Raw genomic sequence first — 14,886 nt, 5'->3', positions numbered from 1 at the left:
CGGGCGGGACCACATATTCAATCAATTGCGAGTGCGGCTTTGCCTGCTTTCCACCGAATTCTGATCGTGCTGGCTGCGCTTTCACCGGCCTTGGCCACGGGCTGCACAACCGGCGGCGACATGGGCGCGCAGCTTTCCATGGCGTCCGGCGCGGAAGTCAGCCTACCCGACAGCGTCTCCATTCTTCCTGCTTCGGCAAGCGCCTCCGGAGGGGAAGCGTCACTTGCCGCGCTGTCCGGCAGCGACGATGGCGGACAAGATCTCCAGCCCAGCGCCTTTGCGCGCATCGATGCGCCCGCCGTAAACTTCGGACGGCAAGCCGTCGCTCCCCGCAGCCCGGAACTCGATGCGCTGATCGCCCGTTATGCCGCGCATTACGAAGTGCCGATCGAACTGGTGCGGCGCGTTGTCAAGCGAGAGAGCAATTTTCGCCCCACCGCCCGCAACGGCCCCTATTGGGGCCTGATGCAGATCCGCCACGATACGGCGCGCGGCATGGGCTACAGGGGCGCTGCCAGCGGCCTGCTCGATGCCGAAACCAACCTGAAATATGCGGTCAAATATCTGCGCGGCGCCTATCTCACCGCCGGCGGCAACCACGACCGCTCGGTGGGCTTCTACGCACGCGGTTATTACTACGACGCCAAGCGCAAGGGGCTGCTGGAGGAGACGGGGCTCGGCAAGGACCGCCGCCGCAGGCGCGCAGCGCCGCTTGCCGCCGATCCGGTCTGATTGCAGGCTGGCGCCATGATCCAAAGCGACCGACAGGTCGTGCGGCTTCGCCGCGATCTCGACGATACCCTCGAAACCCCGCAATGTCCGGACGGTTTTGCCATGCGGATTTTCCGCCCGTCCGATGCCGAGGCGCACCACGCGCTGCTGACGCTGACCTTTGACGATGGCGACGACGGTCCGTTCGAGACCTGGTGGCCGAAGCTTTCGGGCAACGTTGAATACGATCCCGAGCTGATTTTCCTCGTGTTCGACCAGGACGAGCGGCTGATCGGGCTTGCCCAATGTTTTTCGAGCGCCTTTTTGCGCGACCTTGCCGTGCATCCCGACATGCGCGGGCGCGGCCTCGGCGAGGCGCTTTTGCACCACGTTTTCCTCGCCTTCCGCGACCGGGGTGCGGCGCATGTCGACCTGAAGACCGAAGCCGACAATCTTGGCGCGATCCGGCTCTACGAGCGGGTCGGTATGCGGCAAGTTCCGCTCGAGGGGTGAAGACTCAGGCGGCCAGCGGCATCCGCGCCAGCAGGCCGTTCTTCTTGCGCAGGAACTTCCTCAGCCGGTCGTTGTAATCCGCCACCACTGCGTTCCTGACCGAGGCGCGCTGGGCGAGTTCCGCCCGCCATGCCCGCACCCTGGGCAAGCCGTTGAACACGCCGAGATCGGCGATCTCGTCGAACACGTCGAAATAGCGGAAGGCCGGCGCGAACACCGCGTCGACGATGGAGAAGACGTCGCCGGCGAAATAGCGGCCTTCGCCCAGCTCGGCCTCGACCTTGGCGAATTTGTCCTTTAGGGCCGCGACCGCATTGTCGAACGCGGCGCGTTCGGCGGTGGTCTCCAGCGTCCAGATGTCGGCGAGGATCGCCGAGCCGAACTCCATCCAGGCACGGTGGCGCGCCTTGGCCAGCGGGTCGCCCGGGTGCAGCCGGGGCTCCTCGGTTTCGTCGAGATATTCGACGATCGCCGCGCTCTCGAACAGCACCTCGTGGCCGACCTTCAGCAGCGGGACCTTTCCGCGCGGCGAGATCTTCAGGAACCAGTCCGGCTTGTTTTCGAGGTCGATGTCGACGCGCTCGAACGTCACGTTCTTTTCCGCCAGCACGATCGCGGCGCGCTGGACATAGGGGCAGAGGTCGAACGAGACGAGCGTTATTTTGTCAGCGCGCATGGCGGCGGTTCCTTCGTGTGGATGCAATTGCATGAAAAATAAATGCAGATGCATCGAATGTCAATCTTGATGCAGATGCATGAAATCAACTATGTGTGAGCCATGGACAGGAAACCGGACGAGGCGACCGAGGCGGCGTGGATCGGGCTTTCGCGCGCGCAGCGCGTCGCGACCGCGAGCATAGAGGCGCGGCTGAAGGCGGGCGGCCTGCCGCCGCTTTCGTGGTACGACGCATTGTGGGAGCTGGAGCGGGCGGGCGAGGCGGGGCTTCGGCCGTTTGAGCTCGAACGCGCGCTGCTATTCGAGCAATATAATCTTTCCCGGCTGGCCGACCGGCTGGAGAAGGCGGGACTGGTCGAGCGCCGCGCCGTGGAAGCAGACCGGCGCGGGCAGATGCTCGCCATCACACCGGCCGGGCGGGATATGCGCCGCCGCATGTGGGCGGTGTATGCCCCGGCGATCCAGGCGGCGGTCGGCGACAGGCTCTCGGCGGGCGAGGCGGCGACGCTGGCGGCGCTGCTTGGAAAACTGGTGTGAAGCAATATACGGTCACATCGCCGTGAGGAGGGGCTGCAACCCGTGATTTCGCCGCGTGAAGGCCCTAAGTCGCGCCGATGACCAGAATCGCCGCACTCTTTTTCGCCCTTCTCCTCATCTTCGCGCCCGCCGCTTCCGCACAGGAGGGCGCGCCATTGCCGCTGGCTGCCGTGCTCGACCGGGCCGAGGCGATCGAGCTGCTGGAGACGGTGATCGTGGCGCGCGACGGAAAGATCGTCGACGAGCGCGGCTATCGCGGCAATTCGGTGGAGACGCCCACCAACATCAAGTCGGCGTCGAAAACCATCGTCTCGGCGCTTGTCGGCATCGCGATCGACAAGGGGGTGCTGGAGGGCGTCGACCAGAAGATCGCACCGATCCTGCGCTCCCATCTGCCGGAGGACCCCGACCCGCGCATCCAGGAGATCACCATCAGCCATCTCCTGTCGATGCAGGCGGGGCTTGGGCGCACCTCCGGGCCGAATTACGGGCGCTGGGTGCAGAGCCGCGACTGGGTGCGCGCCGCGCTCGCAATGCCGTTCGATGGCGAGCCGGGCGGGGAGATGCTCTATTCGACCGGCTCGACGCATCTGCTGTCGGCGATACTGACGCGCGCAGGCGGCCGTTCGACGCTGGAACTCGCGCGCGAATGGCTCGGCCCGCTGGAAGATTTTTCGATCGCCGCCTGGGAACGCGACCCTCAGGGTTTTTATCTCGGCGGCAACCAGATGGCGATGAGCCCGCGCTCGCTGCTGGCCTTCGGCGAACTCTACCGCAATGGCGGGAAGACGCCGGAGGGGCAGCAGCTCGTTTCGCGCGAATGGATCGAGATCTCATGGCGCCAGCGCACCAATTCGCGCTACACCGGCGACGGCTACGGCTATGGCTGGTTCCTGCGCACCATCGGCGGGCGCGACGTGCGCTACGCCTGGGGCTATGGCGGGCAGATGCTCTACATCGTGCCGGACCTCGGCCTCACCGTCGTCATGACGTCGGAGGACAACCCCTCGGCGCGCAACGGCCATCGCGACGATCTTCATGCGCTGCTTGCCGAGATCATCGGCGCGGTGGAGGCGGGCGAACAGGCTGGCGACGCAGGCGCGGCGAAGGAGGGGTAGGGCCTCTCGCTGCCCGGCGCTTGCCCTCCAAACCTCCGGCGCTAAACTCGCGCGGTCTGCTGAGGAGGGTTCGATGGACTGGAAACTTCCGCGCGAGGGCTCCTGCCGCTGCGGGCAGGTGCGCATCAGGATCAGCGCAGCGCCGCTGGTCACCATGGCGTGCCACTGCATCGGCTGCCAGAAGATGAGTTCTTCCGCATTTTCGCTGTCGGCCGCCATTCCCGCCGACGGCTTCGAGGTGATTTCCGGCGAGCCCGTGGTCGGCGGGCTGCACGGCGCGACGAAGCATATGTTCTGCCCTCACTGCATGAGCTGGATGTTCACCCGGCCGGAAGGCATGGACTGGTTCGTCAATGTGCGCGCCACGATGCTGGACGGCGCGGCCGATTTCGCGCCGTTCATCGAAACCTGGACTGCCGAGAAGCTGCCCTTCGCCGGGACGGGCGCGCCGCACTCGTACGAGACCCTGCCGCCGATGGACGCCTATGACGGGCTGATGAAGGAATATGCGGAGTGGGCAGGGCGAGCCTGACGGGAGGCGCTCACCGGTGTCAGGAAACTGCGAACGCCTTTGATGGGAATCGTCGGGAGCGCGGCAGGTTCCAACGCCCGCCCGCTGCCCGGCAGGGCGTCAGACGAGGTCCGGCTCAAACTCACAATCGCCATGCGATTACCGTCAGGACGTGTCGGGGTGCTCAAGCGCCCAGAAGGCCAGTCCGTGGGCGGTGTTCAAAACCTCGTGGACCTCGTGCTCGGGCCGGCGGCGCCAGCCGGGTGGCCGGCCGGGGCGCAGCGGCCAAAGGCGGCGCGGCCGGCCGCGCCTATGCGGGAGACCGCGCGATTCCCTGTTTTGCGCATCGCGGCAAGCCCGCCAGCGCGCGAAGCGCCGGGCATGCGCCGGCAGATCGTCCAGCGCTGCGGCAAGTGCTGCGAGCCGGCGGCCAAGGCGCGCGGCATTGACCGGGTCGTCGGGCGAGGGCGGTGGCGGAAGGGAGAACGGCGCGCTGTAGCCGGGCACGGAAATGCGCGGCACGCCGCTGGCGACAGGCCGCCGGAGGCGCGGCAGGCGCAGCGGGTCGAGGAGCGGCAGCGTCAGGGGGCGCGTGGCGTGCGGTTCCGCGACGCCCCCTCCACCGCCTTCGGCGGTCCCCTCCCCCGCTTCGCAGGGGAGGATCCGAAGCGGTGAAGTCGGCACGACCTAGATCCTCCCCCGTTCACGGGGCAGGTGGACCACGCGGAGCGTGGTGGAGGGGGCGAGACGACAATCCCGCGCGCCGCCACGATGACCAGCCGCCGCGTCGCGGCCTCGGCTGGCCTGAGCAGCCGGAGCACGGCGCGGTGGAGATGGCGCGGCAGCATGCCTGCGCGGCCGTCGGCGAGCCCGGCCATGGCGACAAGCGCCGCCAGGATGCGCTTCAGCGCCTCCCGGTTTTTCTCGATCGCTGCATTCCAGTCCATCGCCGCGTTCATTCCCTTCGGCAAGTTGGCTGGGCGAAGTATGCGGGCAGTGGGAGAGGGTGTGGACAAAGTTTGGGAAAACATTCCTGACAAATGCTGACACGGGCAAGCTTGGAGCGAGGTTCGCCCCCTCCACCACGCTTCGCGTGGTCCCCTCCCCCGTAAACGGGGGAGGATCAGCTCTCCACAGTCCCGCTTCGCTGGGGAGGGTCAGCAACGGCGGCGACGCCGGTTCCTCCCCCGTTTACGGGGGGGGGACCATGCGAAGCATGGTGGAGGGGGCACAAACGCAGGCGAAACCAAGCGCCGGGCTGTTCGTTATGACCACGGCGGCGGGCAGCGGAAGGAGGCTCGCAAATGCGTTTTCCCAACGAATCTACGGAATATCGCGCGGCGCGCGAACGCCTGCTCGAAAAGGAGATCGAGCTTCGGCGTCAGATGGAGGCGGTGGCCGAGGAGCGGCGGAAGCTTCCGCCGGGCGGCATGTTGAAGGAGGATTATGTTTTTGATGGGCTGGGGGCCGACGGCAAGCCCGCGCGCATCCGCTTTTCAGAGCTGTTCGCGCCGGGGCGCGACACGCTGATCGCTTATGACATGATGTTCCCCCGCTATCCGACCGATCCGCGGCCGAAACCGGCCGAGGGCGCTTTCGCCGGGCTGCCGCGTGAGGATTCGCCGTGCCCGTCCTGCACCGCGCTGGTCGACCAGTGGGATGGCGCGGCGGCGCATCTGGAGGCCGCCGGCTTCAACTTCGTCGTCATCGCCAAGACGCCGCTGGAGCGGCTGCTGACCTTTGCCGGCGAGAGGGGCTGGCGGCATGTGCGCTTCCTGTCGGCGGCGGGCAACAGCTTCAAACGGGACTATCACGGCGAGGACGAGGAAGGCTATCAGCAGCCGGTGCTGCATGTGTTCCATCGCTCAGCCGACGGCATCCGCCACTTCTGGAGCTCGGAATTGCATTTCGCCAAGAGTGAACCCGGCCAGGACGAACGCGCCTTCGGCACGCTGGAGCCGGTTTGGAATTTTATCGACATGACGCCGGAGGGGCGTCCGGATTGGAATGTTGAGATCGACGATCGCGGGCCGAGGGAGGCGAAGCCGGGGTTGGTGGTGGCGTGAGGGGGAGGGGCGGGCGGGGCCGGAGCTACCCGCGCGGCCATGCGGGTGTCATCTCTGGCGCGCCACACTTGCCTGGATTCATCGGCAAAAGAAGTGCCCACCCTTCCCCCTTATAGAGGCTCGACTGGTGCGAGGCCGATATTTTTTAGCAACAACAACGCTTGTTGCAAACGTCCGTTTCCTGTCTTGCCCGCCTTTCGAACCTCGACTTCAGTGCGCCAGTCCGAAACCTTCTCCACGAAGGCGAGCCAATGCACGGTCGCCGCCAACTCCAGCACAGTAGAGGAGTAGCCGGCAAACTTCTCCAAATGGTGTCTAGCATCCTCAGCGGTTAAATCGCCGAGATTGATGGGGGCTACCTGCGTAGATATCTTGAACGTGCTGTAGGGTGCGCCGTCGGTAACGCGGAATTTCACATCTTCCTTAAGGTGACCCCAGAATTTTGCGTCCGTGACTGCATCCGAGATAGCCTCGGAATAAGGTCCATAATGGTGGTACTCGAAAGCCGCACCGCTCCCCATACCCAGTTGGTCCAGAAGATAGACTACCTTCTGCAACCGAATACGACCGACAAGCTCACCGCCTGCCAGTGCGACGGTGCCGACTACCAGATCATCAAGTTCCGGCATGGCTCTCTCCCGTGATGTTGATGACCTTTTTTCGGTCATTTTCATTAATAAAGTAGTAACGAAGTATTTCTTGGTCCGCGAATAAGGCTGCAACGGGTTTCGACAACGATGTGATGTCGACTACCTTGTTACCATCGCGTCGCACGTAGACGCGTTTGTGAGGCTTCACAGTTTCCTTGCTTGGATCCTTGTAGATTGATAACGGCGCTCGATCCTCGAAAATCGATTTTCCGATTTCACCTTTCATATTTTGATCAATGAATTTCCTTCGCGCAACGTCAGTCGGCTGCGGGTTCACCATATCTATGGATACCGCCTTCAAGAGCTTTCGCGAGCACAGACGCTCCGCGAACTCCCGAATCGGCCCATTGCCTTTCGCAGCAGATATCTCCAACGCACTCCACACAACAGCGTCATCGAGTGCGAAGTAGCTTTGCAGGTCAGGTGTGGCTTTCATGTAATAGGCCCGAAGGGGGTGATCCTCGGGTACCGCAAGATCTGCATTTGCCCCCTTTTTGGCCTCTTCGCTAAAAGCCAGAAGGAAAGCTGTCAGCATCTGCTCGATGCCTCGTGTCGTTCTATGAAGGTAGACCTGAGAATAGAGATGGAAGCGCGCGAGAATAAAATTCTCGGCCGCCTGCAGCGCTTTCTCTTCGAAGGCGAACACCTGAATAGGCTTGCCACCGCTATCTTGCGGATCATCGCCGCTGCTGCTTGGGACATCCTCGACTCTCAAGTTGTCCAACAGCCAGTCGAAATCGATGGCGCCGGCTCCCGACCCAGTCATCATTCTGTCGCGTTGAAGATAGTCAAGGCGATCCGCATCAAATGAACTCGACACAACAGAGGAATATAGATCCTGCTCATCGCCTCTAAGAGCCTGAATCAAAAAGGATGTTTTGATATCAAGCTCTTGCGAGCCTGCGTGTGAGCAGGCGAATGTGGGCGACGTATAACCAGGCTTCTGCGGAGGCGATGGATTTCTCCCAGTCCTTAGCCAGCCTGCGGCATCGCCCCAGCCATGCGAATGTGCGCTCCACGACCCAGCGGCGCGGCAGGACCTCGAAGCCTTTGGCTTTGTCCGTCCGCTTGACGATCTCCAGGGTGAACGTGCCGATCTTTTGCATCGCGCCCTTAAGCTTCGGCCCGGCATAGCCGCCGTCGGCGAAGACGTGTCGCAGCCACGGCCAGCGTTCGAGAATGGTCTTGAGGGCAGCCGGTGCGCCGTCCCGGTCCTGGATATCGGCGGCATGGACGACGAGACCGACCATCAGCCCGATGGTGTCGACAACGATGTGACGCTTGCGCCCGTTGATCTTCTTTCCTGCGTCGAAGCCCCGAATTCCGCCGCTTTCCGTGGTCTTGACCGATTGGCTGTCGATCACGCCCGCCGTCGGACTCGCTTCCCGACCCTCGGCCTCGCGCGCCGCCATGACGAGGCTGTTGCTGATGGTCCGCAACAGGCCCTCCTCACGCCAGCGATAGAAGTACTTCTGCACCGTTGAAAAGGGTGGGAAGTCTTTCGGCAGCAATCGCCACGCGCCGCCCGACGAGGCGAGGTAAAGAAGTGCGTTCACGACCTCGCGCAGGTCCGTCTTGCGCGGCCGGCCGATGCGGTTCGCCGACGGCATCATCGGCGCAATCAGCGCCCACTCCGCATCGGTCAGATCGCTTGCGTAACGGGCGCAACGCCGCTCATAATGCGCACGGGTGATTTCAGTCCAGGCCATCGTGATCTCCATCGGATCTCGCAAATCCGACGGAATCACAACCTGCTGAAATCACTCAACTCTTTTTGGAACGGACACTAAGCATGGCCGCAATATCGTCCGCCACTGAGCCGTCGACGCCAAATTCTTCCTTGAGAATGCTTCGGACATTGCCGGCTTTCCGACAGATCAATTCAGCGGTCCAATCTTCGTGGTCGCGGTAGCGGTCCTTCGGCAATCGAGCTTTTTCGGCATTCTCGAAGGCGTGGCTGAACGGCCCATGACCAAGGTCATGTAGGAGTGCCGCCAGCAGCGCGGCACGCATGCGATGAGGCTTTCGCTTGTCTCCGGCTACATAACGCTCTGCAACCTTCATGAGCCGCCGAGCGATATGGAACACGCCAATCGAATGAGCAAGACGCGAGTGGGTTGCACCCGGAAAGGTGAACTCTGAAACGCCCAGCTGTTTCACTCGACGCAAGCGTTGAAATTCGGGAGTGTCGATGAGGCGCCACGCGGCGCGATCAACCTCGTCCTCAAGGTCGAAGGTGATAAGTCCGTGGATAGGATCACGAATGCGCTTCATGGTCGGCATGTCTAGAACATATAGAGAACAAATTGCCTCCGCAAGAAAAATGGCTGCCATGGAGTGACCGCACGTCGGCGCCAAAGGCAGGGTTCCGCGAATGGAAAGTCTCGCGGGAATCTGGAATATCTATAAGGCTTATTCATCCCCCTGATTCGTTTTTTAAAAAGTATTGTCAATGGCTTATGCCTAAAAAGCAAGTCAAAGACTCGAAAAAGCTGCTCACGAATTGAATTCGCTACGATGAAGCGTCGGCCATTTGTACTTTTATATCAGCACCGGACGGTCTTTCTCACTTTTGCCGGGGCGAATTGACCCGGGGCGGAGAGAACGGTTCGGAAGCTGGCGCTGCCCCTCACCTGCCTGCCGGCATCCTCTCCCCGTATAGTGACGGGGAGAGGGGGGCGGCTTCGGCGTTGCGCCTCCATCCTTCGACAAGCTCAGGATGAGGAGCGTTGGTGCGCTCAGGATGAGGATGAGGGGAAAGCAGCTTCGGCGTCGCGTGCAACTGTCAACGACGCCCCTCTGGCCTGCCGGCCATCTCCCCCTCAAGGGGGAGATTGGCTAATCGCGACGCTCGCGCCCAGCGGAACCACCCCCACCCCGATCCGCTTGGCGGATCGACCCTCCCCGCAAGGGGGAGGGTGGGCGTTGGTGCTTAAAAATACTCCTGCAGCGGGCGCACTTCCAAATTGCCGGCCTTCAGCGCGGCGATGGCTTCGGCGACGGCGGCGGCGCCGGAGAGGGTGGTGTAGTAGGGGACCTTCTGCATCAGCGTGGCGCGGCGGATCGATTTTGAGTCGGACACCGCCTTCTGGCTGTCGGTGGTGTTGAAGACGAGCTGGACCTGGCGGTTGCGGATCGCGTCCTCGATGTGCGGGCGGCCTTCCAGAACCTTGTTTATTTTCTGGGCCTCGACGCCGTTTTCGGCGAGGAAACGCTGGGTGCCGCCGGTGGCGAGCACCTTGAAACCGAGGCCCGCAATGCGCTTGACCGCCGGTAGAATGCCCGGCTTGTCTTCGTCGCGCACCGAGACGAACAGGGTGCCGGAGCGCGGCAGGTCGACGCCGGCGCCGAGTTGCGCCTTGGCGAAGGCCAGCGCGTAGTCGTAGTCGAGGCCCATGACCTCGCCGGTGGAGCGCATTTCGGGGCCGAGCAGGATGTCGACGCCGGGGAAGCGGGCGAATGGAAAAACGGCTTCCTTGACCGCGATGTGGCCGGGGTTGCGCGCGTCGGGCTTCGCGCCATAGGCAGCGAAGGCCTCGTCGAGGGTTTCGCCGGCCATGATGCGCGCGGCGATCTTGGCGATCGGCTTGCCGATGGTCTTGGCCACGAAAGGCACGGTGCGCGAGGCGCGGGGGTTCACTTCGAGGATGAAGATCGTGCCGTCCTGGATGGCGAACTGCACGTTCATCAGCCCGCCGACATTGAGCGCCTTGGCGAGTGCGGCGGTCTGGGCCTCCAGCTCGTCGACGATTTCGGTCGAGAGCGTGTGGACCGGCAGCGAACAGGCGCTATCGCCCGAATGGATGCCGGCCTCCTCGATGTGCTCCATGATGCCGGAGACGAAGGTCGACTTGCCGTCGCAGAGGCAGTCGACATCGACCTCGATGGCACCCGACAGATAGGTGTCGAAGAGCAGCGGGTTTTTTCCCAGCAGCGTGTTGATCTGGCCGGTCTTGTCGTTGGGGTATTTCTGCTTGATGTCCTCCGGCACCAGGCCGGGCACGGTGTCGAGCAGGTAGGACTGCAGCATCGTCTCGTCGTGGATGATCTGCATGGCGCGGCCGCCGAGCACGTAGGAGGGGCGCACCACCAGCGGGAAGCCGAGCTCGCCGGCGACGGTGCGGGCCTGCTCGACCGACCAGGCGATGCCGTTCTTCGGCTGCAAAAGGCCGAGCTTATGCAGGAGCTTCTGGAAGCGGTCGCGGTCCTCGGCAAGGTCGATCATGTCGGGCGAGGTGCCGAGGATCGGAATGCCGGCCTGCTCCAGCGCGTCGGCGAGCTTCAGCGGCGTCTGGCCGCCGAACTGGACGATGACGCCGTGCAGCGTGCCGGCGGCCTGCTCGGCGCGCAGGATCTCCAGCACGTCTTCCGCGGTGAGGGGCTCGAAATAGAGGCGGTCGGAGGTGTCGTAGTCGGTCGAGACCGTCTCCGGATTGCAGTTGATCATGATCGATTCGTAGCCGGCCTCGGCGAGCGCGAAGGCGGCGTGGCAGCAGCAATAGTCGAACTCGATGCCCTGGCCGATGCGGTTCGGCCCGCCGCCGAGGATGACGACTTTCTTGCGGTCGGAAACCTGGGCCTCGTTGGCGAGTTGGCCGGCGAAGGGGGTCTCGTAGGTCGAATACATGTAGGCGGTGGGCGAGGCGAATTCGGCGGCGCAGGTGTCGATGCGCTTATAGACCGGGTGGACGTCGAGCTTTTCGCGCAGCTTGTGCACCGCTTCGGGGTCGGTCTTGGTCAATGAGGCGAGGCGGGCGTCGGAAAAGCCCATGGATTTCAGCATGCGGAGGTTGACGGCGTCGGCGGGCAGGCCGTGCTCGCGGATGCGGGCTTCCATGGCGATGATGCCGTCGATCTGCTCCAGGAACCACGGGTCGATCCTGCACATGTCGTGCACCTCTTCCAGCGAGGTGCCCATGCGGATCGCCTGCGCCACCATGCGCAGCCGGTCGGGCGTCGGCGTGCCGAGGGCGGCGCGGATGGCGTTTTTGTCGTCGCCGTGGCCGATGCCGGGGATTTCGATCTCGTCGAGGCCGGTGAGGCCGGTTTCGAGGCCGCGGAGCGCCTTCTGGAGGGATTCCTGGAAGGTGCGGCCGATCGCCATGACCTCGCCGACGGACTTCATGGCGGTGGTGAGGGTGGGTTCGGCGCCGGGGAATTTTTCGAAGGCGAAGCGCGGGATCTTGGTGACGACGTAGTCGATGGAGGGTTCGAAGCTGGCCGGCGTCGCGCCGCCGGTGATGTCGTTCTCCAGCTCGTCGAGTGTATAGCCGACCGCGAGTTTTGCCGCGATTTTTGCAATCGGAAAGCCGGTGGCTTTCGAGGCGAGGGCCGAGGAACGCGAGACGCGCGGGTTCATCTCGATGACGACGAGGCGGCCGTCGGCGGGGTTGACGGCGAACTGCACGTTGGACCCGCCGGTCTCGACGCCGATCTCGCGCAGCACCGCGATCGAGGCGTTGCGCATCATCTGGTATTCTTTGTCGGTGAGCGTCAGCGCAGGCGCGACGGTGATCGAATCGCCGGTGTGCACGCCCATCGGGTCGATGTTCTCGATCGAGCAGACGATGATGCAGTTGTCGGCCTTATCGCGCACGACTTCCATTTCATATTCTTTCCACCCCAGTACGGATTCCTCGATCAGCACTTCGGTCGTGGGGGAGGCGTCGAGGCCAGACTGGACGATGTCGAAGAATTCGGCGCGGTTGTAGGCGATGCCGCCGCCGGTGCCGCCCATGGTGAAGGAGGGGCGGATGATGGCGGGCAGGCCGACATGGTCGAGCGCCTGCGCGGCGATGGCCATGGCGTGGCCGATATAGCGCTGCTTGCGGTCGCCCTCGCCGAGGTTCCAGGTGGTCTCGAGCGCGTCGAGGGCGGCGTCCATGTCGGCAGCACCCGAGGCCTTCAGTTCGGCGCGCTCGGCCTCATGGCGGCGGCGGTCCTCGTCCTTGGGGCCGGTGGCGTTGGCGAGCATGGATTTGGGCGTTTCGAGGCCGATCTTCTTCATCGCCTCGCGGAAGAGGGCGCGGTCCTCGGCCTTGTCGATGGCGTGCGCGTCGGCGCCGATCATCTCGACATTGTAGCGGTCGAGCACACCCATGCGGCGCAGCGACAGAGCCGTGTTGAGCGCGGTCTGGCCGCCCATGGTGGGGAGCAGCGCATCGGGGCGCTCGCGCGCGATGATTTTTGCCACGACCTCGGGCGTGATCGGCTCGATGTAGGTTGCGTCGGCCAGTTCCGGGTCGGTCATGATGGTGGCCGGGTTGGAATTGACCAGGATGATGCGGTAGCCCTCGGCCTTCAGCGCCTTGCAGGCCTGGGTGCCGGAATAGTCGAACTCGCAGGCCTGGCCGATGACGATCGGGCCGGCGCCGATGATCAGGATCGACTTGATGTCGGTGCGTTTTGGCATGAGCGAGGTCCGTGGTTCTTTGTTTCGCGCGCTAACGCGTCGCGGGTGGGCTTGCGCGCGAAAATCCGGCGCGGGGGCCCGGCCGGCGGCGCTGCGATTTCTGAAGTCAGGCTAAGGGCGCCTTATAGGCAAATGTTCTGGCGCGCGTAACCCCGAAAATGCGGACCCGCAAACGGGTCGCAGCCTTTTGGAACATGCCCGCCTGGGACGCGTTGGCCTACACCGAAAGGGATCAAGGAGGATAACCATGCGCAACGAACAGGCGGCCGTCGAGCGCGGCCATAAGGGCAGGAGCCAGATCAAGAAGGAACTGCGCGAACGCGACAAGGACGAGAGCTGGAAGGGCGATGCGCTGAAGCAGGCGGACGCGACGGAAAAGCGCGCGCGGCGGCCGCAGGCAAGCGAGGACGAGAAGACCTCCGGGCTCGCCGTGCCTCGGGACGACGGCGAGTGAGGTAGAGCGCGCATTCGCATCGTGCTTGCGCCTACGGCTTGCGGCTGGGAATATCCCGGGCGGGGAAAGGACGACAACCCAATGCGGCTCCTGCCGACGACGGTGCTGATCGCGATGATTTCGGCGGTCGGGCCGGCTTCAGCCTACACAGTCTTTCCGGACCGCGACGATCCGGATAGGCTGATCGTGGTGATCGAGAAGCCCTATGGCGATCTCGTTCCCTTCGGAACGCTGCCGCCGCCGTTCAACAAGGTCGTGCAGACGCTGCAGGGGCCGGACCGGCTGTCCTTCCGATGGCGCTACGGCAGGAGCAGCGAGGAGGGCCTTTCCTGGCTGCATGTCGATGAGGACGGAAAGGCGACGATCCATTTCGAGTTCAGAGGCGGAGAAACCGTCAGCGAAGATACGCTGGGCGCGGCGGCGGTGCTGGTCGACGGGGAGGGAAGGGCGCTGCACAGCTTCTACGCCAGGTCGGACTTTTCGGGCGTAGCCCCGGTGAACGGCGAAAAACGCCGGCGCGTCGGCCTGTCGGTCGAGCGGCCGGGGGACTGGTGGCGCAGGGTCGACGGGATCGCCTATTTCCACATGAGATACCACAAGCAGCGGGGACTCGACGAAGGCGAACAGTGGGGCGCCATGCAGCGCGCCGTGAGGCGTTTCACCGGCGGCGCCGGGACCGAGCAGCGCCAGCAGGAAGGCAAGAGGTAAACCCGCCTCCGGACGTGCCGGCGATGAAGCCGGACGACACCCTGAAAGCCGACAATGATTTGAACCGGCTCTCCAGACCCCATGCGGTCATTCCGGCAATCGCGCGCTACACGCTACCGCTCGGCCGGCGGCGCTGGTATTATCGGCCCTGGCCTTCACGACGGCGGCAAAAATGGATCTGCAAACCTTCAGAGATCCGATCGCAAAGCCACAGCCGCCCGCCGGCTTGAGCGCTGCATTGCAGGCGCTGTGGTGGGATGGAAAAGGCGATTGGAACAAGGCGCACGAGCGCGCGCAGGAGCACGATGACACCGCGGGCATGCATGTGCATGCCTACCTCCATCGCAAGGAAGGCGATCAGTCGAATGCGGAATACTGGTATCGCCGCTGCGGCGCCAAACCGTCGACCTTGACGCTCGATGCGGAATGGGAAGAGTTGGCGCAGGCACTTTTGCAGCAAGGCTGAGCCGTGAACTCATAAACGCGAACGGCTGAGATTGGTGGAAACCCGTCAGTCCGCTTTTAGGCGC

At 63.8% G+C, this 14,886-nt stretch carries 17 protein-coding genes; 10 read left to right on the top strand and 7 right to left on the bottom strand.

Going from position 1 to position 14,886, the window contains the following annotated elements; translation table 11 throughout:
• The first annotated feature begins 39 nt into the window (after positions 1-39).
• Entirely contained in the window at positions 40-732 is a 693-nt protein-coding gene (locus tag ACG873_RS17885) for a transglycosylase SLT domain-containing protein (RefSeq protein ID WP_394886374.1), read from the top strand.
• 15 nt (positions 733-747) lie between these two features.
• On the top strand, positions 748-1,224 hold the full coding sequence (locus ACG873_RS17880) for a GNAT family N-acetyltransferase (protein ID WP_394886373.1): 477 nt from the start codon (positions 748-750) through the stop codon (positions 1,222-1,224).
• A gap of 4 nt (positions 1,225-1,228) precedes the next feature.
• Here the strand turns inward: ACG873_RS17880 and ACG873_RS17875 are convergent, their stop codons facing one another.
• Positions 1,229-1,900 carry a glutathione S-transferase family protein gene (locus tag ACG873_RS17875; RefSeq protein ID WP_394886372.1) on the bottom strand — a complete coding sequence of 224 codons (672 nt, stop codon included), beginning with the start codon at positions 1,898-1,900 and terminating at the stop codon, positions 1,229-1,231.
• A 102-nt stretch (positions 1,901-2,002) separates the two neighbouring features.
• Between ACG873_RS17875 and ACG873_RS17870 the strand changes: the two genes are divergently transcribed.
• The 3 genes from ACG873_RS17870 to ACG873_RS17860 all read left to right on the top strand — a co-directional run bounded on the left by ACG873_RS17870 (position 2,003) and on the right by ACG873_RS17860 (position 4,087).
• Positions 2,003-2,437, top strand: coding sequence for a MarR family winged helix-turn-helix transcriptional regulator (locus tag ACG873_RS17870; protein ID WP_394886370.1), 435 nt, complete (start codon positions 2,003-2,005; stop codon positions 2,435-2,437).
• Positions 2,438-2,514: 77 nt separating this feature from the next.
• Positions 2,515-3,555: a serine hydrolase domain-containing protein gene (locus tag ACG873_RS17865; RefSeq protein WP_394886369.1), complete on the top strand. Its 1,041-nt coding sequence runs from the start codon at positions 2,515-2,517 to the stop codon at positions 3,553-3,555.
• Positions 3,556-3,628: 73 nt separating this feature from the next.
• Complete coding sequence (locus ACG873_RS17860; RefSeq protein WP_394886367.1) at positions 3,629-4,087, top strand: GFA family protein; 459 nt, start codon at positions 3,629-3,631, stop codon at positions 4,085-4,087.
• Positions 4,088-4,231: 144 nt separating this feature from the next.
• Here the strand turns inward: ACG873_RS17860 and ACG873_RS17855 are convergent, their stop codons facing one another.
• Positions 4,232-4,750 (bottom strand): hypothetical protein, encoded by a 519-nt coding sequence (locus tag ACG873_RS17855; RefSeq protein ID WP_394886365.1) that lies wholly within the window; start codon positions 4,748-4,750, stop codon positions 4,232-4,234.
• Between the two features lie 192 nt (positions 4,751-4,942).
• On the opposite strand from ACG873_RS17855, the gene ACG873_RS17850 reads away from it, so the two are divergent.
• Together ACG873_RS17850 and ACG873_RS17845 are read left to right on the top strand one after the other, a co-directional pair.
• A complete protein-coding gene (locus tag ACG873_RS17850) occupies positions 4,943-5,113 on the top strand; it encodes a hypothetical protein (RefSeq protein ID WP_394886364.1) in 171 nt (56 codons plus the stop codon).
• 257 nt (positions 5,114-5,370) lie between these two features.
• Positions 5,371-6,132 carry a DUF899 family protein gene (locus tag ACG873_RS17845; RefSeq protein WP_394886362.1) on the top strand — a complete coding sequence of 254 codons (762 nt, stop codon included), beginning with the start codon at positions 5,371-5,373 and terminating at the stop codon, positions 6,130-6,132.
• A gap of 110 nt (positions 6,133-6,242) precedes the next feature.
• On the opposite strand, the gene ACG873_RS17840 is transcribed toward ACG873_RS17845, so the two are convergent.
• The 5 genes from ACG873_RS17840 to carB all read right to left on the bottom strand — a co-directional run bounded on the left by ACG873_RS17840 (position 6,243) and on the right by carB (position 13,194).
• A complete protein-coding gene (locus ACG873_RS17840) occupies positions 6,243-6,761 on the bottom strand; it encodes a hypothetical protein (protein ID WP_394886361.1) in 519 nt (172 codons plus the stop codon).
• Positions 6,748-7,551, bottom strand: a complete 804-nt coding sequence (locus ACG873_RS17835) for a hypothetical protein (RefSeq protein ID WP_394886359.1) — start codon at positions 7,549-7,551, stop codon at positions 6,748-6,750. Before ACG873_RS17835 ends, ACG873_RS17840 begins: the two co-directional genes overlap by 14 nt.
• A 115-nt stretch (positions 7,552-7,666) precedes the next feature.
• Positions 7,667-8,491, bottom strand: coding sequence for an IS5 family transposase (locus ACG873_RS17830; RefSeq protein WP_394885740.1), 825 nt, complete (start codon positions 8,489-8,491; stop codon positions 7,667-7,669).
• 55 nt (positions 8,492-8,546) lie between these two features.
• Positions 8,547-9,116 (bottom strand): HD domain-containing protein, encoded by a 570-nt coding sequence (locus ACG873_RS17825; RefSeq protein ID WP_394886357.1) that lies wholly within the window; start codon positions 9,114-9,116, stop codon positions 8,547-8,549.
• A gap of 598 nt (positions 9,117-9,714) precedes the next feature.
• A complete protein-coding gene (carB, locus tag ACG873_RS17820; RefSeq protein WP_394886355.1) occupies positions 9,715-13,194 on the bottom strand; it encodes a carbamoyl-phosphate synthase large subunit in 3,480 nt (1,159 codons plus the stop codon).
• A gap of 247 nt (positions 13,195-13,441) precedes the next feature.
• Here carB and ACG873_RS17815 point away from each other — a divergent pair, with 247 nt between their 5' ends.
• From ACG873_RS17815 to ACG873_RS17805, 3 genes are all read left to right on the top strand, one after another.
• On the top strand, positions 13,442-13,648 hold the full coding sequence (locus ACG873_RS17815) for a hypothetical protein (protein ID WP_394886353.1): 207 nt from the start codon (positions 13,442-13,444) through the stop codon (positions 13,646-13,648).
• An 81-nt stretch (positions 13,649-13,729) separates the two neighbouring features.
• Complete coding sequence (locus ACG873_RS17810; RefSeq protein ID WP_394886351.1) at positions 13,730-14,356, top strand: hypothetical protein; 627 nt, start codon at positions 13,730-13,732, stop codon at positions 14,354-14,356.
• A 172-nt stretch (positions 14,357-14,528) separates the two neighbouring features.
• Entirely contained in the window at positions 14,529-14,822 is a 294-nt protein-coding gene (locus tag ACG873_RS17805; RefSeq protein ID WP_394886349.1) for a hypothetical protein, read from the top strand.
• Positions 14,823-14,886: the final 64 nt, after the last annotated feature.

Source organism: Allomesorhizobium aridi (assembly GCF_043769475.1).
Taxonomy (GTDB): Bacteria; Pseudomonadota; Alphaproteobacteria; order Rhizobiales; family Rhizobiaceae; genus Allomesorhizobium.
The sequence above is the reverse complement of the archived record's forward strand: the minus strand, read 5'-3'. Positions and strand labels throughout refer to the sequence as shown.